The following is a 17,927-nucleotide window of genomic DNA, read 5'->3' as shown; positions in this document are numbered from 1 at the left end:
AAGGTGAATTTTTTTTCAGGGGCCTTATTATGACAGCACAGAAAATCGCAATTATTGGCGGCGGCGTTATCGGTATGGCGGTGGCGCGGGCGCTGGCGTTACAGGGCGCGCAGGTCACCCTGTTCGAACAACAGCATATCGGCGCAGGCACCAGCAGCACCTCCTTTGCCTGGGTCAATTCTAACGGCAAGCAGCCCGCCAGCTATCATCAGCTCAACGCGCTGGCGATGGAAGAACACGTCAAACTGCAACTGTCGCAACCTTCGGCGTTGCGCTGGCTGGAAACCTGCGGCACCTGGGAGTGGGCGTCAGACGCCGGTCAGGCAGAACTTAAGCAGCGGGCGGAAAGGTTGCAATCCATTGGCTATGCGGCGCGCGAAGCCACCCTGGCTGAATTGCAGCGTGAAATCCCCGAACTGCGCCGCGGCGCCGTCAGCGGCAGCCTGTGGCATTTCCCCTCGGAGTCCATTCTCTATCCGGCGTTGTATCTCGCCCGGCTGTGTGCCGATGCGCGTGCATCCGGCGCGGTGTTACATCAGCAGCGGCGGGTCACCGGGGTGCAGGAGAGCGCCAGCCAGGTCAGCGTGCAGCTTGATAACGGCGAACAATGGCAGGGCGATCGGCTGGTGGTGGCGACCGGGCGCTGGGCAGGGGAGGTGCTGGCGCACCTGGGCCTGCAACTGGCGCTGACCGACGCGAATAAGCCAAACAAAGTCGGATGCAGTTTTCTGGCTCGCACCGCGCCACAACCCCTGTCGCTCAGCATCAACCTGATCTCACCGCAGCTGAATATCCGTCCCGACGGCGGTGGGCGTTTGCTGTTGCAGGCGCTGGATCTTGACGACCAGGCCGATCCCGCGGCGCCGCCCGCCGCCGACGGTGTCATCGCGCAGCAGATGCAGGCGCGCTACCGCGAGTTGTTTGATGATGCCGGATCGCTGCGCATTGAGCGCATCGTGGTGGGACAACGCGCGCGCCCGGCCGATGGCCTGCCCGCACTGGGCTTTATCACGCCGCATCAGCGGGTCTACCTTGCGGTGATGCACAGCGGCATCACGCTGTCGCCGTTGATTGGCAGGCTGGTGGCCGAAGAGTTAACCCGCGAGACGCCCAGCGCGCTGCTGACTGATTTTCGTCCGCAGCGGCTGCTGGGAAAGAGCGCGGAAGATTTCCCGACGCCAACCCATTATTTCCCGGCAGCGCAGTAGCATTGCTCCTAAAAATCGCGTGGCATTGCGTTTGTGTTGCGTGTTTGTTAATTTTTGCTACCGTTGGCAAAGGCGAGCAATCACATCATCAACATCATAATCAGTGACACGGAGGAAGTATGAGAGTCGGATTAGTCGGCTATGGCACCGGTGGGCAGAACTTCCACGCCCCGTTTATCAGCGCGGCTGAAGGACTGGAGCTGGCGGGGATTGTGGCGCGCGCACCGGCCACCATAGCAAAGGTGAAAGCGGATTTCCCGGATGTCCCGATTTACGCCAGCCTGACCGAACTGCTGGCGGCGGGCGTCGACATTGTGACCATCACCACGCCCCCGCAGACCCGGCGGGAGCTGGTGCTGGAAGCCATTGCCGCAGGCGTTGCGGTAATTGCCGACAAACCCTTTGCCCCGGATGCCAAAACTGCCCGTGAACTGGCGGCAGCGGCGCAGGCGAAGGGCGTGGTGCTCGGCGCCTATCACAACCGCCGCTTCGATGCGGATATGCAGACGCTGAAGCTGCTGATCGAACATCAGCGCATTGGCAAGTTGTGGCGTTTGCATAACCGCATGGATCTCGACGAACCGCACACGCTGGAAGGCGGTGCCAGCGGCGGCCTGCTGCGCGATATGGGCAGCCATCTGGTGGATCAGGCGATGTGGCTGATGGGGCCGGTCACCGCAGTGCTGGCGCATCTGGATATTGTGGAACGCCCTGAAGGCCCGACGGATGCCAGTTTCGTGCTGACGCTGACCCACAGCAGCGGCGCCCATTCCTATATTTCCTCCAGCAAAATCAACCATCTGGCGTTTCGCGAACTGCGTTTATATGGCGAAGCGGGCAGCTACGTTTCCCAGGGTTCGGATGTGCAGGCGCGTGAGATTTACGCCGGTAAACGTCCGGCAGAGGATTTAGCCGGGTGGGGATATGAGCCGCCAGCCCATTGGGGCACGCTGCATACCGCGGCGGGGGATGAACAGATCCCGTCGGCGCAGGGCGCCTATCATCAGTATTACGAGGCGTTTGCCGCCGCAGTGAAAACCGGTAGCGCACCGCCGGTGACCAGCGAGCAGGCGATCAGCGTGCTGGCGGTGCTGGATGCCGCGTTTGTCAGTGCGCGCGAAGGACGGATAGTGAGCCTCGCTGAGGTGTAATCCGGCAAAACCGCGCGATAAATCGCGCCGCTACGATTGGGTACGTTTGATAAATCGCGCTGCTACGATTGAGTACATTTTTGTAGCGGCACGATTTATCGCGCAAAGGGCACTCCTCAACCCGCCTGCCAGCAGCGCACCGCCTGCCCGCTCTCCAGCACACGCAACGTCTGCGCTGCTCCACACGCCTCTTTTGCCAGCGGACAACGATCGCGGAAATAACAACCGGTCGGCAGCACGCGATTGCCCGGCAGATCGGTTTTGCGCAACGCGATATTTTCCGGCAGCGGCTGATGGATATCCGGCACCGAGGCCAGCAGCAGCTGAGTATAAGGATGTTGCGGCTGCGTCAGGACCTGGCTGGCGTCGCCCAGCTCGACAATCTGGCCGAGATACATCACCGCCACGCGATCGCTCAGATGGCGTACCACCGAGACGTTGTGCGAAATCAGGACATAAGTCAGATTGCGCTGCTGTTGCAGCGTGACCAGCAGATTGAGGATTTGCGCCTGCACCGAAATATCCAGCGCCGAGGTCGGTTCATCCAGCACCATGATCGCCGGGCTGGAGGAGAGCGCTCGGGCGATGGCGATGCGCTGGCGCTGGCCGCCGGAAAAGGCGTGCGGCAGACGGTCGAGATATTCGCTGCGAATCCCCACCTGCTGCGCCAGTTCCACCGCCAGCTGACGGCGCGCCGCTTCTTTCATGCGCTGCTGAATCCACACCGGTTCGGTGATGATGCGCCACACCGGCAGGCGCGGATCGAGCGACGACAACGGGTCCTGAAATACCATCTGCATATTACCCGGCTGCTGCGCGGCGCGCTGGCACTGACCCTGTTGCGGCTGCAACATGCCCATCAGCAACTGGGCGAGGGTACTTTTTCCGCAGCCGGACTCGCCGACAATACCTAAGGTTTCGCCGCGTTTTAACTGTAAATCGAGGCCGTTCAGCGCATGTGCCTGCTCGATAATGCGTCCGCGCCAGTTGCGTCGCAGCGGGAAATTAACGTGCACATCGCGCAGTTCCAGCAGCATGTCAGACATAGGCGTTCTCCTGTTGCGGATACCAGCAGGCGGTGAACTGATTCGCGTTGCCGCACGGTTCCAGCGCGGGCTTTTCGCTGCAACGCGGTCCGGCGGCAAAACAGCGATCGCGGAAGGCGCAGCCGGTAGGCAACTGCGCCAGATTGGGTACGGTGCCGGGAATGGCGGGCAGCGTCGATCGCGGAGCGCGCTGCTCTGGCGCGCACTGCAATAACCCCTGGGTGTAGGGATGCACCGGATGGCGGATTAAATCCTGGGTGGCTCCGCGTTCGATCACGCTGCCGGCGTACATCACATACAGCCGGTCGCACAGCTGCGAGACCACCGCCATATCGTGGCTGATAAACAGCACCGAGGTGCCGCTGGTGCGCGCCTTATGTTTCAGCAGACGCAGCACCTGAAGCTGCACCGTCACGTCCAGCGCGGTGGTGGGTTCATCCGCGATAATCAGCGTGGGATCGCAGGAGAAGGCCAGCGCAATCATTACGCGCTGACGCATACCGCCGGAGAGTTCAAAGGGATAACGTTTCATCACCTGGGCAGCGTCGGGAATTTGCATCTCCTCCAGCAGGCTGATGGCCTTCTGCTGCGCGGCTTTGCGCGTCAGCGCCTGGTGATGGCGGATCACTTCAACGATTTGACGGCCGATACGGCGCGTCGGATTGAGCGCGGTCATCGGCTCCTGGAAAATCATCGCCACGCGCGAGCCGCGCCACTGGCGCAGCTGCTTTTCGCTGGCGTGCAGCACATCTTCCCCCAGCAGCGTCACCTCACCGCGCGGCACGCGATAACGCCCCTCCGGCAGCAGACGCATCGCCAGCATCGCCGTTACCGATTTACCGGAACCCGATTCGCCCACCACGCCGACAATTTCGCCGCGTCCGACGTTAAGCGATACCTGATTCAGCGCGTGCACCTCGCCCTGATAGATCGGAAAACTTAACTCCACATCGCGCATTTCCAGTACCTGCATCAGCTTTGCCCTCCGGTTTTCGGGTCGAGCAGATCGCGCAGCCCGTCGCCAAACAGATTGAAGCCAACCGCGGTGATCAGGATCGCCGCGCCGGGGAAGGTGCAGTACCACCATTGGTCGAGCACGTAATTGCGTCCGACCGCCACCATCGCGCCCCATTCGGCGGTGGGCTGCTGCGCGCCGAGGCCGATAAAGCCGAGGGTGGCGGCCATCAGAATAGCGCTGCCGATATCCAGCGAAGCCTGCACAATCAGCGGCGGCAGCGCATTGCGCAGGATATGCCAGCTGATCAGATGCCAGCGTGATGCGCCAAAGGTGCGCGCCGCCTGCACATAGGTAAACTGACGCACGATCAGCGTTTGGCCGCGCGCCAGCCGCACGTAAAACGGAATGCGCACGATGGCAATCGCCAGCATGGCATTGGTCAGGCTGGGGCCGAGAGCCGCCGCCAGCGCCATGGTCAGCACCAGTGAGGGAATCGACAGCATGATATCCATCAGCCGCATAATCAGCGCGTCGCCACGTCCACCGAGCACGCCGGAGAAACAGCCGAGCAGCGAACCAAGACCACCGGCAATCACCACCACCATCAATCCGGCGACCATCGATTGCTGGCTGCCCACCAGCACGCGGCTGAACAGGTCACGGCCCACTTCGTCGGTGCCGAACCAGTGCAGCGCCGAAGGCGGCTGCAAGCGCGCGGTGAGGTCGAGCGCGTTAGGATCGTGGGGCGTTAACCACGGCGACAGCACCAGCAGCAGCAACATCAGCAGCATAATCAGCCCGCCAATTAAGGTGAGCGGACTTTGCCGCAGCAGCCAGAAGGTCCGTTTCAGGCTGGCCTGCCAGCGTCGGGTACTGCGCGCACGCGGCTGCACTTCCGTCATCATCATTCGTCACCTCCGCGACCGATGCGCGGGTCGATCCACAGGTAGATCAGATCCACCGCCAGATTGACCAGCACGTAAACAAAGGACACCACCACGGCGAAGCCCATCACCGCCGGGAAATCGAGCGCCTGGATGGAACTCACCACCCACGCGCCCATACCCGGCCAGGCAAACACCGTTTCCGTCAGTACCGCGCCATACAGCAGGTCGCCAAGCGCCAGCCCCAGCACCGTGACCGAGGGGATCAGCGCATTGGGCAAGGCGTAACGCAGGATAATCACCCGGTTGGGCAAGCCACTGGCGCGGGCGGTACGAATATAATCTTCGCTCAGCTGCTCCAGCATCGCGCCGCGAATCTGCCGCGCCACAATGCCCAGATGCACAAATGCCAGCGTCAGCGACGGCAGAATCAGATGTTGCAGCGCGTTGAAAAACACCTCGCTGTCACCGGCCAGCAGCGCATCAATGGTGTAAAAACCGGTGATGCGCGCCGGCGGATCGAGCCAGTCATCCAGCCGTCCGCCGCCTGGCAGCAGTTGCAGATGGCCGTAGAACAGCACAATCACCCCCAGACCGAGCCAGAACGCCGGAGTGGAAATACCGGTGATCGCCAGCAGCCGCACCAGATGATCCAGCCAGCGGTTGCGATAAACAGCCGACAGTACGCCGAGCGGGATGCCAATCAGCAACGCCAGCAGCAGGGCGCAGCACGCCAGTTCCAGCGTGGCAGGGAAGAAGGTGCGCATCTCCTCCAGCACCGGACGACCGGTGCGGATGGAGGTGCCGAGATCGCCATGCAGCAGGGCAACCACATAGCGGCCGAACTGCACCCACAGCGGCTGATCCAGCCCCAGCTGCTGCCGGATATGTTGCACAATCGCCTCACTGGCGCGGTCGCCCGCCAGCATCCGCGCCGGATCGCCCGGTATCAGGTGCGAAATAATAAAGGTGATCACGCAGACGCCCGCGACCACGAGGAGAAGTCCCCAGCAGCGCTGGCGCAAAATTTGCCAGAGTGTCATCGGCGCTCCCTGACGGCGTCGGAGCCGACGCCGTTCATTAGTGACTTATTTACTCATGGTGCCGATGTTGAACACCTGCTCAAGCATCGGGTTAAACACAAAGCCTTTAACCTGTTTGTTCATCGCCAGCTGGTAGTTTTTCTGGAACAGATAGACGTAGGCGGCCTGGTCGATCACCATTTTTTGCGCCTGCTGATAATCCTGGGTGCGCGTCTGCTGATCGGTGGTCGCCAGCGCGCTTTTCAGCAGCTTGTCGACCTCGGCGTTTTCATAGAAGGAGCGGTTGCCCGGCAGCCCTTTTTTATCCGACTCAAACCAGTAGTTCATAAACATGTAGGGATCGGCGAAGTCCGGACTCCAGTTGCCAATGGCGATGTCGTAATCCCCTTTGCCAACGCGCTCGCGCATCGTGGCGTTCGCCAGCTTCTCCAGCTTCACATTGATGCCCAGCTTGCTGAGACTTGCCTGGGTTGACAGCGCAATCGGCTCCCAGTTGGGATCGTTATCCGAGTAGAGGAACGTCAGGCTGGCGGGTTTCTGCGGCACTTTTGCCAGCGCTGCTTTGGCTTTCGCTTCATCCATGCTGTATTGCATCGCGCTGGCATCGTAACCCCACATCCCTTCAGGGATCGGGCCGCGCATCTGCTTGCCGTAGCCGCTGAGGATACCCTGCACCATCCCCTGATAATCGGTCGCCCAGGAGACGGCGCGCCGCAGATCCACCTGATTCATCGGCGCTTTGCTGTTGTTGAGATACAGATAGGTGACGCGCAGGGACGGGAACTCCGCGACGGCAACTTTGTCTTCCTGCTTCAGCGCGGTGAGCTGGTCCACCGGCAGCGAATCGGCAATATCGATATCGCCACGCGACAGCTGCAAACGGCGTGATGCGCTTTCCCCAATGATTTTTACCGACACGCGTTTAAAGGCGGGTTTGTCGCCCGCGTAATGCGGGTTTGGCACCAGCACCAGCTGCTGGCCTTTCTGCCAGCTTTTCAGCATAAACGGCCCCGATCCGGCGGTGTGCTCAGCCAGATACGCGCGCGCATCGTCATCGGCGTGCGCTTTCAGTACCGCCGGATTGATGATCGATGCGCCATCGTTCGCCAGCGTATACAGGAACGGGGCGAACGGCTGGCTGAGGGTGAACTTCACCGTGTGGGGATCGACAACGTCGATTTTTAAATCTGCCGGGTAGGCTTCAGCCGGACCCTGTTTGATTTTCAGCAGACGCTCAAACGAGGCTTTCACCGCGTCGGCCGTGACCGGGCTGCCATCATCAAAGCGGGCATTGTCTTTCAGCGTAAAGGTCCAGGTTTTCTGGTCTGGAGACGCCTGCCAGCCGGAGGCTAAATCACCTTCCACTTCGGTGGAGCCTTTCCCTTCTACCGTTTTGTAGCGCACCAGACGCTGATAAGCCGGGTAGGTGACGGTCCAGTCGTTGTTATCAATGGTGACCGCCGGGTCGAGGGTCTGCGGATCGGCGGCTTTGCCGATCACCAGCATATCTTTCGGTACTGCCGCCTGCACGGCAGGTAACGCGAGCGCCAGCGCGCTGGTCAAAAGGGCCGGGCGTAACAGCGAGCGGAACAGGTGTGTCGTCTTCATCGCAAAGCTCCAGTTAACAGGAAAGGTTATTGTTGTAGTCATAACAGCTAAAACGATCGTCCAGCAGCGAATAGCGCAGCGCGTCAGGCAGTTCGAAGTGCCACCATTCGCTGCTCATGCCAACAAAACCGCCGCCAAACATGATGGCGTTGAGCAGCAGCCGATTGCGCTGCGCGGCCATCGGTACGGAAGGGTGATACTGATGAGATCGTTCATGCATCTCATCAAAACCCGCCCCCATATCGAGGATTTCGCCCTGTGCATCCAGCAGCGTGACGTCAATCGCCACGCCACGGCTGTGGTTGGAACCGAGGGTTAAATCGGCGACATATTGCGGATCGGGGCAGGCCTGCCACAGCAGCGCCTGCGCCTGGCGCGGGCGGTAAGCGTCATAGACGCGCAGCTGAAAACCGGCCAGCGCGGCAATGGCGATACTTTTTTCCAGCGCGGGCACGGCATCGGGATGCAGCAGGCAGCGCGCTTCACGGTAAATCGGTCGCCCGGTGAGGTTATCCGCCGTGGCGTACTTCAGATCGATCGGTAACTGCGGAAAATGCTGCGCGAGATCGACCAGTTCACAATTGTCAGACATAGCAACCCTTAACGTTCAAATTGACCAAATTCCTGTTGCAGGCGGCGGTTGGCCGCCAGACGGGTGGCAAGGTCGTCACCCAACTGATCGACCACGCCGGAAAGCAGCAAATTACACAGGCAGGTGATGGGGGCCAGAGAATCCCAGAAGTGGCCGGTATCGGTTTTCACCTGCAATAAATCGAGCGGATAGTCGCGCGCCCACGGGCACCAGATATCAGTGATTAACGCCAGGCCCACCTGCTGCTCGCAGGCGACGCGGCAATACTGGCGCGCAATGGCGGAATAGGCGCGGGTATCGGTAATCACCACGTAGGGGCGTTCGAAGCCGGAGTTCAGCGACTCCACCCAGCTACCGGACAACCCCTCGGCATAGCTGACGCGCGGGCGCAGATATTCCAGGTGGCTGAAAAAGGCGTTGGCGATACCGCGCGTGGACTGAATGCCCAGCACAAACACCGCCTCGGCGGTGGTGAGCTGATGGACGACGCGCCGGAACACCTCGCTCTGCGCCAGTTGGTAAACGTGCTGGATGGCGTCCAGCTCCAGCGCCAGCGACTGCTGCGAGCGATGCGGCAGCCGGTGCTGCTGTTGCCAGGCATCAAGGCGTTCATTCATCCCCCAGGCCTGATAAGGGTTGGCCGGGAGGTCGCGCAGGCTGTTTTTTACATCATCAAGATTGCGATAGCCGAGTTTGCGCAGGTAGCGACCCACGGTGATGCCGGTGGTGCCCGTGGCGCGCGCGATGCTGTCGGCCGTTTCAAACGGGACCTGCGCAAGATGCGCCAGCAGCCAGCTGGCGATGCGCCTGGCGCTGGGCGTCTGCTGGTTAAAACTGGCTTCAATGCGGGCGATCAGTTCGGGTTTAGCGGTCATCGCGGCCTCAATGTTAGCGGGCTGTCATTGGCTGACATCCTGTTAGTTGAATAACAATGCAGAACGCGTGCCAACGACGCAGGGCGCATTAAACCTGCGGTGTGACGACTGGCGGGATTAACAACAGATCAACATTTGTGCAGCGTAGTTCACTTTTGGTGCAGGGCAGCAGCGTCGGATGACGGTTTTGTGGCGCGGCGCAGACATTTTTTTTCACCCTACGATCTGGTTATTTTTTGTCCCAAATTAAATTCTATTCTGACGCAAATCAATAAAACTTATATCTGACGGCTCAACTATGAAGACTGAATAACAGGAGAAGAGGAGGCTATGATGCGCACTTCAGTCATGACGTTGCCGGAAATGGCACGCTATCTTGGTGTTTCGCCTGCGACATTAGCGCGGGCAATTTGTAATCGCGGTACCCTGGAAAAAGTGCCACTGCCTGAAGCGGTGGATGACGATGTTCCGTTGTCGCGCCGTCGCTGGTTCCCGCAGGACGTGGTGCAGTTCCGCCACTCGCTGCAACGGGCAAGGCATGGGGGCTAGTTTGCCTTCTGCTGACCCTCTCCCGCTGACGGGAGAGGGAACCGCCCGCCCTGATATTTTGCTCAGACCCATTCCTCATTCACTTCTGATAAATGCCTGATGATTTTCTAAAAAAACGCAGACTTCACGTTCCTTAGCGCCACTATCGGAAAATATACCCCCACTTGCCGACAACCTGTCCGCTTAACAATTCCCTTGTCTGCCCGACATAGAAGCCCTGGGCCGCCGTATGTCCGCCATCATCGACTAAGGAAGAAGAGGTCATCATGGATCTGAAAGAACCCGAGTTTTGCATACTGGCGGGAAATTCCCGCGTTCAACGCCACAAGAGTGGCAGGATTGTGATTGATGCACAGCTCCGCGCCTTTGACGCCGCGCTCCGTCTGGCCAGGGCGTATCTGGAGAGCGGAAAACCGCTGCCGAGGCTGTCTGTCGCCTTTGATCACAAAGGGGTTTTTCGCCTGCAATTCCTTGCGAAAAACCTGGCGAACCGGCAAAAACGCAACCCGCGTCTCAGCCACCTGCATCCCTCCATTCAGCACATCTTTCTGCCGATTGCGGAAAAATATCGCATCGCGCTCAGTGATATCCATGCGCTGCATGAAGATTCCGCCCGCCAGAAGGTGGGACAAATCCTGATGCGGGGCGACCTGCCGGAAAACCTCACGCGCAGAATATTGAGTGCGCCTGAGGGCGATGATGGCGGGAAACAAACGCTCACCCGTGCCGCCATCACCAGGGAGTACTTTTCCCGCGCGGCCAATGCTGGGCAAATCCCGGACACCCGTCTGGACGTGTTCTTCGAAGAGTGCGCCTGGTCGAAAAAACAGGCCTATGTGCATGGTCTTCAGCTCAGCCAGCTGCTGGGTGTTGAAGTCACCATCCGTCTGAATCTGGTCGATGCCGCAGGCGAGATAAGCCAGGGTGAGTGGACTGCGCCGCATTCGGTGGTGCAGGTCACGCCCGCGTTCCCCTTTGCCTGAACAAGGAAATCATCATGCCCAGCCTGCCTCGTCCGATCTATTTAGATAACAACGCGACCACCGCGCTCGATCCCGCGGTGCTTCAGGCGATGATGCCCTGGCTGACCAGCAATTATGGCAACGCCGCCAGCAACAGCCATTGCTTTGGCTGGGAAGCCTGGCGGGCGGTGGAACAGGCGCGCGCAACCATTGCCGACGCCATCAATGCCGCCAGTCCGCTGGATATCATCTTCACCTCAGGCGCAACCGAAGCCATTAACCTGGCGCTGGCGGGTTGCCAGTTTCAGCAGGGGAAAGGGCATATTATCAGCGCCCTGATTGAACATCGGGCGGTACTGGATTGCTGCGCGCGGCTTACCGACGGTGGGTTGTCAGTCACTTACCTCGCCCCACAGGCCGACGGCACTATTGCCCTGGAAAACCTGCGGCGCGCCATTCGACCCGATACCGCGCTGGTGGCCATTATGGCGGCGAACAATGAAACCGGGACGTTGCAAAAAATCGAGGAAATGGGAGCGATTTGCCGCGAAAAAGGGATTCTTTTCCATACGGACGCCAGCCAGGCGTTTGGCAAAATCCCGCTGGATGTACAACGGATGAACATCAGTCTGGCCGCCTTATCCGCGCATAAAATTTATGGTCCCAAGGGCGTCGGAGTGCTGTACGCCAATTCGGCCGATCCACGCCTGCAACTCTCCCCGCTGATTGTCGGAGGCGGGCAGGAGCAGGGGCTGCGCTCCGGCACCCTGAATGTGCCGGGTATCGTCGGTTTTGGTCGGGCGGCAGAGCTGGCGATGGAGAACCAGCCTGGGGAGTCGATCAGAATCCGTGGCTTACGCGACCGGCTAAAAAAATCCCTGTTCGATGCGCTGACGCAAATCCGTCTCAATGGCAACCCGCAGGCTTGCCTGCCTGGCGTGCTGAATGTCGCCTTCAGCGGCGTAGACGCCAGCGCGCTAATGCTGACACTGCCGGATCTGGCGCTTTCGGCAGGCTCAGCCTGCACCGCCATACGCCATGCGCCGTCGCATGTGCTGCGGGCGATGGGCGTAAGTGACGCCGTTATTCAGTCCAGCATCCGCATCAGTCTGGGACGATTTACCACGGAGGATGACATTGTCACTGCCGGCCAGCGACTGACAGAAGCGGTAAGAAGCCTGAGGCTTATGATGCCGGAAGGCTGACCATGCCATTTATTTTTCTGTGCAGAGAAATAGCTACAAAATCTTATTTCTACAAAAAGTGATTTCGTTATGCGCCTGCCGGGTTTATTCCTTTTTTTATTAATTCCCATATTTAAGAAAACCATAGTCATTATTTTCAGTTTACTTTGATTCGTCGTATTTTGATAATTTCTTCCTGATTAATTAAGGAAGCGGATACCATGAGTCAGTCCATTCAGGTGGCAAAATCTGACGACGCGGAAGAAGTTTTTGCTTTATTGCAACGCGCATATGCCTCACTGGTGGCGCTGGATGTGCACTTCACCATTTCTCAGGGCACGGTTGAACAGGTTCGTCATACCATCGAACGTGAAACCGTGCTGGTGCTGCGCCAGTGGCAGCGCGCTATTGCCACGGTCACGGTGCGGTTTCCGTGGCAGCAGGATGCTAGCGCGCCCTCATCGTTGCCGTTTATTCACTGGTTTGCCGTCGATCCCGATTTTAAAGGTCAGGGTTTTGGCCGTGCCATTATCAGCTGGGCAGAAGAAACCCTGTTGCAGGAAACCTTAAAAGCGCCTGGCGTTTATTTAGCCACGGCGACCAAACATCCGTGGCTGAGCGATCTCTATCTGAGTCGTGGCTATCAACCTTTTTATCATCGCACCAATCAATTAGGCGAAGCGCTGGTTTTTATGAAAAAGGAATTTAATACCGGCAGCGACGCACCTCGCGAAAAAATGTTACGCAAGGCCTGATGCTGGCCATTAAAAAATAACACCTGCAACCACCAAGGATAATATGAAAGCGAATTCAATCACTCTCGCGCTGGGTTTAACCTGCCTGCTGGGAAGCGCATTCCATGCCACCGCCGCCGAACAACCGCGCCGCGGCGGTAGCCTGACGTACGGTGTCGAAACCGAACCGGTTCCTTTTAACCCACAGCTTAATGGCCAGTCAAAGGCTGAGGTGGTGCTGCGCAACGTGTGGGAATCCCTGCTGGCGCGTCGCGATGATGGCAGCTTTGTGCCCTGGCTGGCGGAAAGCTACGAAGCCAGCCCGGATGGGAAAACCTATCGCTTCAGCCTGCGTCGTGACGTCACTTTCTCCAACGGCGAAAAGCTGGACGCCAACGCGGTGGCGGAGAATTTTCGCCATATCCAGGACGCCCAATATTGCGCCGGTAGCAGCCTGTGCCCGATGGGGGTGCGCATTGCCAGTATCACCACCCCGGACGATCACACGGTGGCGATCACCCTGAAACAGGGCTACTCCCCGTTCCTGGCGTTCGCCGCCAAATTACAGATCCTCGCCCCCGCCAGCTGGCACTCCGCGCAGCTGAAATCGGGTGGCAAAGAGATCGCCGGAACCGGCCCGTTCATTCTGGAGAGCTACGAAAAGGGGCAGCAGGTCACGTTCGTAAGAAATCCGCATTACAACTGGGCGCCTGCCACCACCCACCATCAGGGGCCAGCCTGGCTCGATCGCGTCACCTACCGCTTCCTGCCGGAATCCTCGGTGCGTACCGGTGCGTTGCTCTCCGGACAGGTGGATGCGATTGAAGGCATCTCCGGCAATGACGCGGGTGAGTTTAAGGACAACAGCGACTTCACCTATCAGCACGCGCTCAATACCGGCACCCCGTATTCGCTGTTCCTTAACGTGGAATATGGCCCGACGCAGGACGTGAAAGTGCGTCAGGCGCTGTTGCAGGGGCTGGATATCGGCCCGATCCTCACATCGGTGTATCGCGGCGAACGTACCCGCGCCTGGGGCATCACCTCGCCGCTTGATCCGCTCTACAACAATGATCTCGAAGGCAAATACGGCAATAACCCGGCCGCCGCCAATACGTTGCTGGACCAGGCGGGCTGGACCACGCGGGATGCAGAGGGCTTCCGCAGCAAAGGGGGCCAGCGTCTCAGCATTGAGGTGATTCAGGCACAGGCGACGGTGCGCGATCAGCGTGACGTGCTGTTGCAGGCCATTCAGGCTCAGGCGCGCCAGCGTCTCGGCGTGGAGCTGAAACTGCGTTATGTCGATGCCGGGACTTACACCGAAGTCCGCAACACTGGCAAATTTGGTTCGATCGCCAACTCGAACACCGAGACGGATGGCGTGGATATCGAAAACCACTATCGCCCGGTGAAAGCGGGCGGCGCGATTAACTACAGCCGCGTGAACAGCCCGGAAATTAATGGCTGGCTCGATCAGGCGGCGGCCACCCTTGACCTGAATCAGCGCCGTAAATTCTATAGCGAACTGCAACAGTATGCCCTGCCGCAGCAGGCGCTGGCCGTGCCGCTGTATGAACCCGAAGACCAGATTGCCGCAGCCAGCTACGTGCACGGCATAGGTTTCCGTAGCTTCAAGCAGATGCCGGAAAACGTCTATGACGTGTGGCTGAGCGCACACTAAGGATCGGAGGCGAAGATGAGTCTGGAGAGCATCGTAACCCGTAGCCCGCGTACACCACGGCCATCAATGTGGCGCAGTGAACTGACCCGCCGCATTGGCGCACGTCTGCTTGGCGGCGTGCTGGTGTTGTGGGCGGCCGTCACGCTGGCGTTTCTGGGGGTACATCTGGCTCCCGGCGATATCGTCAGCCTGTTGATCGGTGAGCAGGAGCGTACCCCGGCAATTGAGGCGGCCATCCGCGCCGAGTGGGGGCTGAACGAACCGCTGTGGTGGCAATATCTGCACTACCTGTGGCGCCTGCTGCACGGTGACTTCGGTCGTTCTTATATCCTCAACACCGACGTCAGTCAGCTACTGGCAACCCAGCTGTGGCCAACGCTCAAACTCACTCTGGCGGCGCTGCTGGTCAGCGCCCTGTTCGCGGTGGTGATGGCCGTTGCTACGGCCCATCGCCGCTGGGGACGTCGGCTGGCAAACGGTCTGGAACTGTTGCTGGCGTCCACCCCCTCCTTCTGGATGGGGATTGTGCTGCTGTTTATCTTTAGCTTCACGCTGCGCTGGTTCCCGGTGGCGGGGGATCGCCATCTCTCGTCGCTGGTACTACCGGCGCTCTCTCTTGGGCTGGCGCAGGGAGCGGTGATTGCGCAGGTGCTGCGGCGCGAGCTGGAGCGGGCGCTGGAATCGCCTTTTACCCTGACGCTGCGCGCCTGGGGGGTGGGGGAAACCACGATCCGTTTGCGTCATGCCCTGCGCCATGCGGCTCTGCCCGCCGTCACCCTAACCGGCTGGCTGGTAGGCGGGCTGCTGAGCGGAGCGGTGATCACCGAGCAGGTGTTTGGCCGTCCCGGCCTCGGCAAATTAACGGTGGACGCGGTGCTGGCGAAGGATTTGCCGGTGGTGCTGGCGGTTGCCGTGCTCTCGGCGTTGATTTATGTGGTGATGAGTACGCTGGTGGACATCCTGGCGTTGTGGATCGATCCGCGCCTGCGTGGGGAGAACAAATAATGTATGCCATCCTGCAACGTTTTCCCGGCGCGCTGCCCGCCGCCGTGTGGAGCGCGCTGGCGTTCCTGTTGCTGATCCTGCTGGCGGTGCTGGCGCCGCAGTGGCTGACGCACAGCGATCCGCTGCTGGCCGATCCGGTCAATGCGCAGCTGCCGCCATCGGCGCAGCACTGGCTCGGCACCGATCAGCTGGGCCGCGATTTACTTACCCGCGTGATTTACGGCAGTCGCTATTCGCTGCTGATCAGCGTGGCGGCTATGGCGGTCGCGGTGATTTTCGGCACGCTGCTCGGTCTGACGGCGGCGCTGGCGCGCGGTGTGGTGGATGAAGTGCTGAGCCGCGCGGTTGACGTGATCTCGGCCTTTCCCGATCTGCTGCTGGCGCTGATGCTGATCGCCTTCACCGGCCCCGGCACGAATAACCTGATCATTGCGCTTGGGGTGGCCTCGGTGCCCCGTTTCGCCAGGGTGGTTCGCGCGCAAACCTACAGCGTGATGACCTCCGGTTACGTCGAGCAGGCGCGCACCTTTGGTCTGTCGCGTTTTACGTTGATCGGGCGTCATATTCTGCCGCACGCCATGGCTCAGGTTCCCGCGCTGGCGACCCTTGGCCTTGGCACGGCGATCATCGGCACCGCCGGTCTCAGCTTCCTTGGGATGGGGCCGCAGCCGCCAACCGCCGAATGGGGACTGATGCTGGCGGAAGGCCGCAATTATCTGCGTAACGCCTGGTGGATTGCCGTGTGGCCGGGGGTGTTTATCACGCTGACGGTGATTGCGGTGAATACCCTGGGGCGTTACTGGCAGTCGCGTTTTGAAGGACGATCGCTATGACCCAGCCGGTTATTGATATTCAGAACCTCTCCATCCGCTTTGGTCCGCAGCAGGTGGTGAAAAACGTAAACTTACAGGTATGGCCGGGCGAATCGGTGGCGCTGGTGGGGGAATCCGGCTCCGGCAAAACCCTCACCGCGCGCAGCCTGCTGGGATTGTTGCCGGAAGGGGCCGCGCTCAGCGCTGAGCGTTTCGCTATTGATGGCAAAGATATGCGTCACGCCAGCCGTCGCGACTGGCGGGCGCTGCGCGGTCGTCGCATAGGTTATGTGCTCCAGGATGCGCTGGTGTCACTCGATCCGCTGCGCCGCATTGGTCAGCAGCTGGCCGATGCGCTCAGCGCCGCCGGTTATCGTGGCGCGGCCACCCTGCAACAGAAAAGCATCGAACTGCTTCAGGCGGCGGGCATTCATGATGCCGAAAGCCGCCTGGCGCGCTATCCGCACCAGCTGTCTGGCGGTCAGCGTCAGCGCGCCCTGATTGCCAGCGCGCTGGCGGGCAGTCCGGCGCTGTTAATCGCCGATGAACCGACCACGGCGCTGGATATGACGGTGCAGCGCCAGATCCTGCAACTGCTGGCCCAGCGCAGGCGCGACGGTCATGGTTTGCTGCTGATCAGCCACGATCTGGCGGTGGTTGCCGAGCTGGCCGATCGCGTGCTGGTGATGCGCGATGGCGAGGTGGTGGAGCAGGGGCAGAGCGCCTCTTTGCTCCACCGTCCGCAACATGCCTGGACGCAGCGCCTGCTGCGCGCCGCGCCGACCCCGGCCACACGGGGCTTACGCCTCAGCGCCGCCGAACCCACCCCTCTGCCGCCGCGCCCGCAGCCGGGCGACGTCCCCTTGCTGGAGGCCATCGGTCTTAACAAGGCATACGGTGACCGTCAGGTGCTGGACGATATCCATTTCAGGCTGCACGCCGGAGAAACCCTCGGCGTGGTGGGCGAATCCGGCTCCGGCAAAACCTCGCTGGTCAAGGTCGTGATGGGGCTGACCGAACCCGACAGCGGCACCCTGCTGCTGGAAGGCAGCCGCTGGCAGGGTCTGAACGAGAAGGCGCGCCGCGCCCGCCGTGCGCGCCTACAGCTGATTGCTCAGGACCCCTTCAGCTCCTTCGACCCGCGCTACACGGTGGAAAAAATCATCGGCGAAAGCCTCGACAGCGTTGGCATCTACGGTGATGCGCGCCGCCAGCGGGTGCGCCAGCTGCTGGATGAAGTGCAGCTCGGCGACCGTTTTTTACAACGTTATCCCCGACAGCTCTCCGGCGGCCAGCGTCAGCGCGTGGCGATTGCCCGCGCCTTCGCCCCGAACCCGGCCTTGCTGGTGGCGGATGAGCCGGTCAGTGCGCTCGATGTTTCCGTTCAGGCGCAGGTGCTGGATCTGCTGGCGGACATGCAGGCCGAGCATGGCACCGCGCTGCTATTTATTTCTCACGATCTTGGGGTGATCCAGCATCTGGCCGATCGCGTGCTGGTGATGCAGAACGGCCAGGTGGTGGAGAGCGGCGAGCTGCGGCAGGTGTTTGCCGCGCCGCAACATCCGTGGACGCAAAAACTTTTACAGGCGCTGCCGGTCCTTCCTGACTGGCAGCCAGCTAACGCATATTGAGGAG

17 protein-coding genes are annotated in these 17,927 nt (G+C 60.4%); 10 read left to right on the top strand and 7 right to left on the bottom strand.

Annotation, left to right across the window (positions count from 1 at the left end; all coding sequences use genetic code 11):
• Window positions 1–29: 29 nt before the first annotated feature.
• Together AC6I8V_RS23245 and AC6I8V_RS23240 are read left to right on the top strand one after the other, a co-directional pair.
• Complete coding sequence (locus AC6I8V_RS23245; RefSeq protein ID WP_497846178.1) at window positions 30–1,208, top strand: NAD(P)/FAD-dependent oxidoreductase; 1,179 nt, start codon at window positions 30–32, stop codon at window positions 1,206–1,208.
• Between the two features lie 119 nt (window positions 1,209–1,327).
• Complete coding sequence (locus AC6I8V_RS23240) at window positions 1,328–2,359, top strand: Gfo/Idh/MocA family oxidoreductase (protein WP_497846177.1); 1,032 nt, start codon at window positions 1,328–1,330, stop codon at window positions 2,357–2,359.
• 116 nt (window positions 2,360–2,475) lie between these two features.
• Here the strand turns inward: AC6I8V_RS23240 and AC6I8V_RS23235 are convergent, their stop codons facing one another.
• The 7 genes from AC6I8V_RS23235 to AC6I8V_RS23205 are packed head-to-tail and all read right to left on the bottom strand — an operon-like array spanning window position 2,476 to window position 9,365.
• Window positions 2,476–3,405, bottom strand: a complete 930-nt coding sequence (locus tag AC6I8V_RS23235) for an ABC transporter ATP-binding protein (protein WP_497846176.1) — start codon at window positions 3,403–3,405, stop codon at window positions 2,476–2,478.
• Window positions 3,398–4,378, bottom strand: a complete 981-nt coding sequence (locus tag AC6I8V_RS23230; protein WP_497846175.1) for an ABC transporter ATP-binding protein — start codon at window positions 4,376–4,378, stop codon at window positions 3,398–3,400. The genes AC6I8V_RS23235 and AC6I8V_RS23230 overlap by 8 nt, the downstream gene beginning before the upstream one ends.
• A complete protein-coding gene (gene ddpC / locus AC6I8V_RS23225; RefSeq protein WP_497846174.1) occupies window positions 4,378–5,271 on the bottom strand; it encodes a D,D-dipeptide ABC transporter permease in 894 nt (297 codons plus the stop codon). The genes AC6I8V_RS23230 and ddpC overlap by 1 nt, the downstream gene beginning before the upstream one ends.
• Window positions 5,268–6,290, bottom strand: coding sequence for an ABC transporter permease (locus AC6I8V_RS23220; RefSeq protein WP_497846173.1), 1,023 nt, complete (start codon window positions 6,288–6,290; stop codon window positions 5,268–5,270). Before AC6I8V_RS23220 ends, ddpC begins: the two co-directional genes overlap by 4 nt.
• Before the next feature lie 45 nt (window positions 6,291–6,335).
• Window positions 6,336–7,898 (bottom strand): ABC transporter substrate-binding protein, encoded by a 1,563-nt coding sequence (locus AC6I8V_RS23215; RefSeq protein WP_497846172.1) that lies wholly within the window; start codon window positions 7,896–7,898, stop codon window positions 6,336–6,338.
• Window positions 7,899–7,911: 13 nt separating this feature from the next.
• A complete protein-coding gene (gene ddpX / locus AC6I8V_RS23210) occupies window positions 7,912–8,490 on the bottom strand; it encodes a D-alanyl-D-alanine dipeptidase (RefSeq protein WP_497846171.1) in 579 nt (192 codons plus the stop codon).
• Between the two features lie 8 nt (window positions 8,491–8,498).
• Window positions 8,499–9,365 (bottom strand): MurR/RpiR family transcriptional regulator, encoded by an 867-nt coding sequence (locus tag AC6I8V_RS23205; protein WP_497846170.1) that lies wholly within the window; start codon window positions 9,363–9,365, stop codon window positions 8,499–8,501.
• 330 nt (window positions 9,366–9,695) lie between these two features.
• On the opposite strand from AC6I8V_RS23205, the gene AC6I8V_RS23200 reads away from it, so the two are divergent.
• The 8 genes from AC6I8V_RS23200 to AC6I8V_RS23165 all read left to right on the top strand — a co-directional run bounded on the left by AC6I8V_RS23200 (window position 9,696) and on the right by AC6I8V_RS23165 (window position 17,923).
• Entirely contained in the window at window positions 9,696–9,914 is a 219-nt protein-coding gene (locus tag AC6I8V_RS23200; RefSeq protein ID WP_497846169.1) for a hypothetical protein, read from the top strand.
• Between the two features lie 266 nt (window positions 9,915–10,180).
• A complete protein-coding gene (locus AC6I8V_RS23195; RefSeq protein WP_497846168.1) occupies window positions 10,181–10,897 on the top strand; it encodes a hypothetical protein in 717 nt (238 codons plus the stop codon).
• 14 nt (window positions 10,898–10,911) lie between these two features.
• A complete protein-coding gene (locus AC6I8V_RS23190; protein ID WP_497846167.1) occupies window positions 10,912–12,081 on the top strand; it encodes a cysteine desulfurase family protein in 1,170 nt (389 codons plus the stop codon).
• Window positions 12,082–12,281: 200 nt separating this feature from the next.
• On the top strand, window positions 12,282–12,815 hold the full coding sequence (locus AC6I8V_RS23185) for a GNAT family N-acetyltransferase (RefSeq protein ID WP_497846166.1): 534 nt from the start codon (window positions 12,282–12,284) through the stop codon (window positions 12,813–12,815).
• Window positions 12,816–12,858: 43 nt separating this feature from the next.
• Window positions 12,859–14,475: an ABC transporter substrate-binding protein gene (locus tag AC6I8V_RS23180; RefSeq protein ID WP_497846165.1), complete on the top strand. Its 1,617-nt coding sequence runs from the start codon at window positions 12,859–12,861 to the stop codon at window positions 14,473–14,475.
• A 15-nt stretch (window positions 14,476–14,490) separates the two neighbouring features.
• Window positions 14,491–15,480: an ABC transporter permease gene (locus AC6I8V_RS23175; RefSeq protein ID WP_497846164.1), complete on the top strand. Its 990-nt coding sequence runs from the start codon at window positions 14,491–14,493 to the stop codon at window positions 15,478–15,480.
• Window positions 15,480–16,313, top strand: coding sequence for an ABC transporter permease (locus AC6I8V_RS23170; RefSeq protein ID WP_497846163.1), 834 nt, complete (start codon window positions 15,480–15,482; stop codon window positions 16,311–16,313). The genes AC6I8V_RS23175 and AC6I8V_RS23170 overlap by 1 nt, the downstream gene beginning before the upstream one ends.
• Window positions 16,310–17,923 carry a dipeptide ABC transporter ATP-binding protein gene (locus AC6I8V_RS23165; protein WP_497846162.1) on the top strand — a complete coding sequence of 538 codons (1,614 nt, stop codon included), beginning with the start codon at window positions 16,310–16,312 and terminating at the stop codon, window positions 17,921–17,923. Before AC6I8V_RS23170 ends, AC6I8V_RS23165 begins: the two co-directional genes overlap by 4 nt.
• Window positions 17,924–17,927: the final 4 nt, after the last annotated feature.

The sequence above is a fragment of the Pantoea sp. X-Soil-TKNS-1207 genome, from assembly GCF_059730485.1.
Note: the sequence above shows the minus strand (reverse complement) of the source record. Positions and strands in the feature narration are given on the sequence as shown.

Coding starts and splice junctions, on each gene's coding strand:
- AC6I8V_RS23245 (WP_497846178.1), top strand. CDS start 30: ATGACAGCACAGAAAATCGCAATTATTGGCGGCGGCGTTATCGGTATG.
- AC6I8V_RS23240 (WP_497846177.1), top strand. CDS start 1,328: ATGAGAGTCGGATTAGTCGGCTATGGCACCGGTGGGCAGAACTTCCAC.
- AC6I8V_RS23235 (WP_497846176.1), bottom strand. CDS start 3,405: ATGTCTGACATGCTGCTGGAACTGCGCGATGTGCACGTTAATTTCCCG.
- AC6I8V_RS23230 (WP_497846175.1), bottom strand. CDS start 4,378: ATGCAGGTACTGGAAATGCGCGATGTGGAGTTAAGTTTTCCGATCTAT.
- ddpC (WP_497846174.1), bottom strand. CDS start 5,271: ATGATGATGACGGAAGTGCAGCCGCGTGCGCGCAGTACCCGACGCTGG.
- AC6I8V_RS23220 (WP_497846173.1), bottom strand. CDS start 6,290: ATGACACTCTGGCAAATTTTGCGCCAGCGCTGCTGGGGACTTCTCCTC.
- AC6I8V_RS23215 (WP_497846172.1), bottom strand. CDS start 7,898: ATGAAGACGACACACCTGTTCCGCTCGCTGTTACGCCCGGCCCTTTTG.
- ddpX (WP_497846171.1), bottom strand. CDS start 8,490: ATGTCTGACAATTGTGAACTGGTCGATCTCGCGCAGCATTTTCCGCAG.
- AC6I8V_RS23205 (WP_497846170.1), bottom strand. CDS start 9,365: ATGACCGCTAAACCCGAACTGATCGCCCGCATTGAAGCCAGTTTTAAC.
- AC6I8V_RS23200 (WP_497846169.1), top strand. CDS start 9,696: ATGATGCGCACTTCAGTCATGACGTTGCCGGAAATGGCACGCTATCTT.
- AC6I8V_RS23195 (WP_497846168.1), top strand. CDS start 10,181: ATGGATCTGAAAGAACCCGAGTTTTGCATACTGGCGGGAAATTCCCGC.
- AC6I8V_RS23190 (WP_497846167.1), top strand. CDS start 10,912: ATGCCCAGCCTGCCTCGTCCGATCTATTTAGATAACAACGCGACCACC.
- AC6I8V_RS23185 (WP_497846166.1), top strand. CDS start 12,282: ATGAGTCAGTCCATTCAGGTGGCAAAATCTGACGACGCGGAAGAAGTT.
- AC6I8V_RS23180 (WP_497846165.1), top strand. CDS start 12,859: ATGAAAGCGAATTCAATCACTCTCGCGCTGGGTTTAACCTGCCTGCTG.
- AC6I8V_RS23175 (WP_497846164.1), top strand. CDS start 14,491: ATGAGTCTGGAGAGCATCGTAACCCGTAGCCCGCGTACACCACGGCCA.
- AC6I8V_RS23170 (WP_497846163.1), top strand. CDS start 15,480: ATGTATGCCATCCTGCAACGTTTTCCCGGCGCGCTGCCCGCCGCCGTG.
- AC6I8V_RS23165 (WP_497846162.1), top strand. CDS start 16,310: ATGACCCAGCCGGTTATTGATATTCAGAACCTCTCCATCCGCTTTGGT.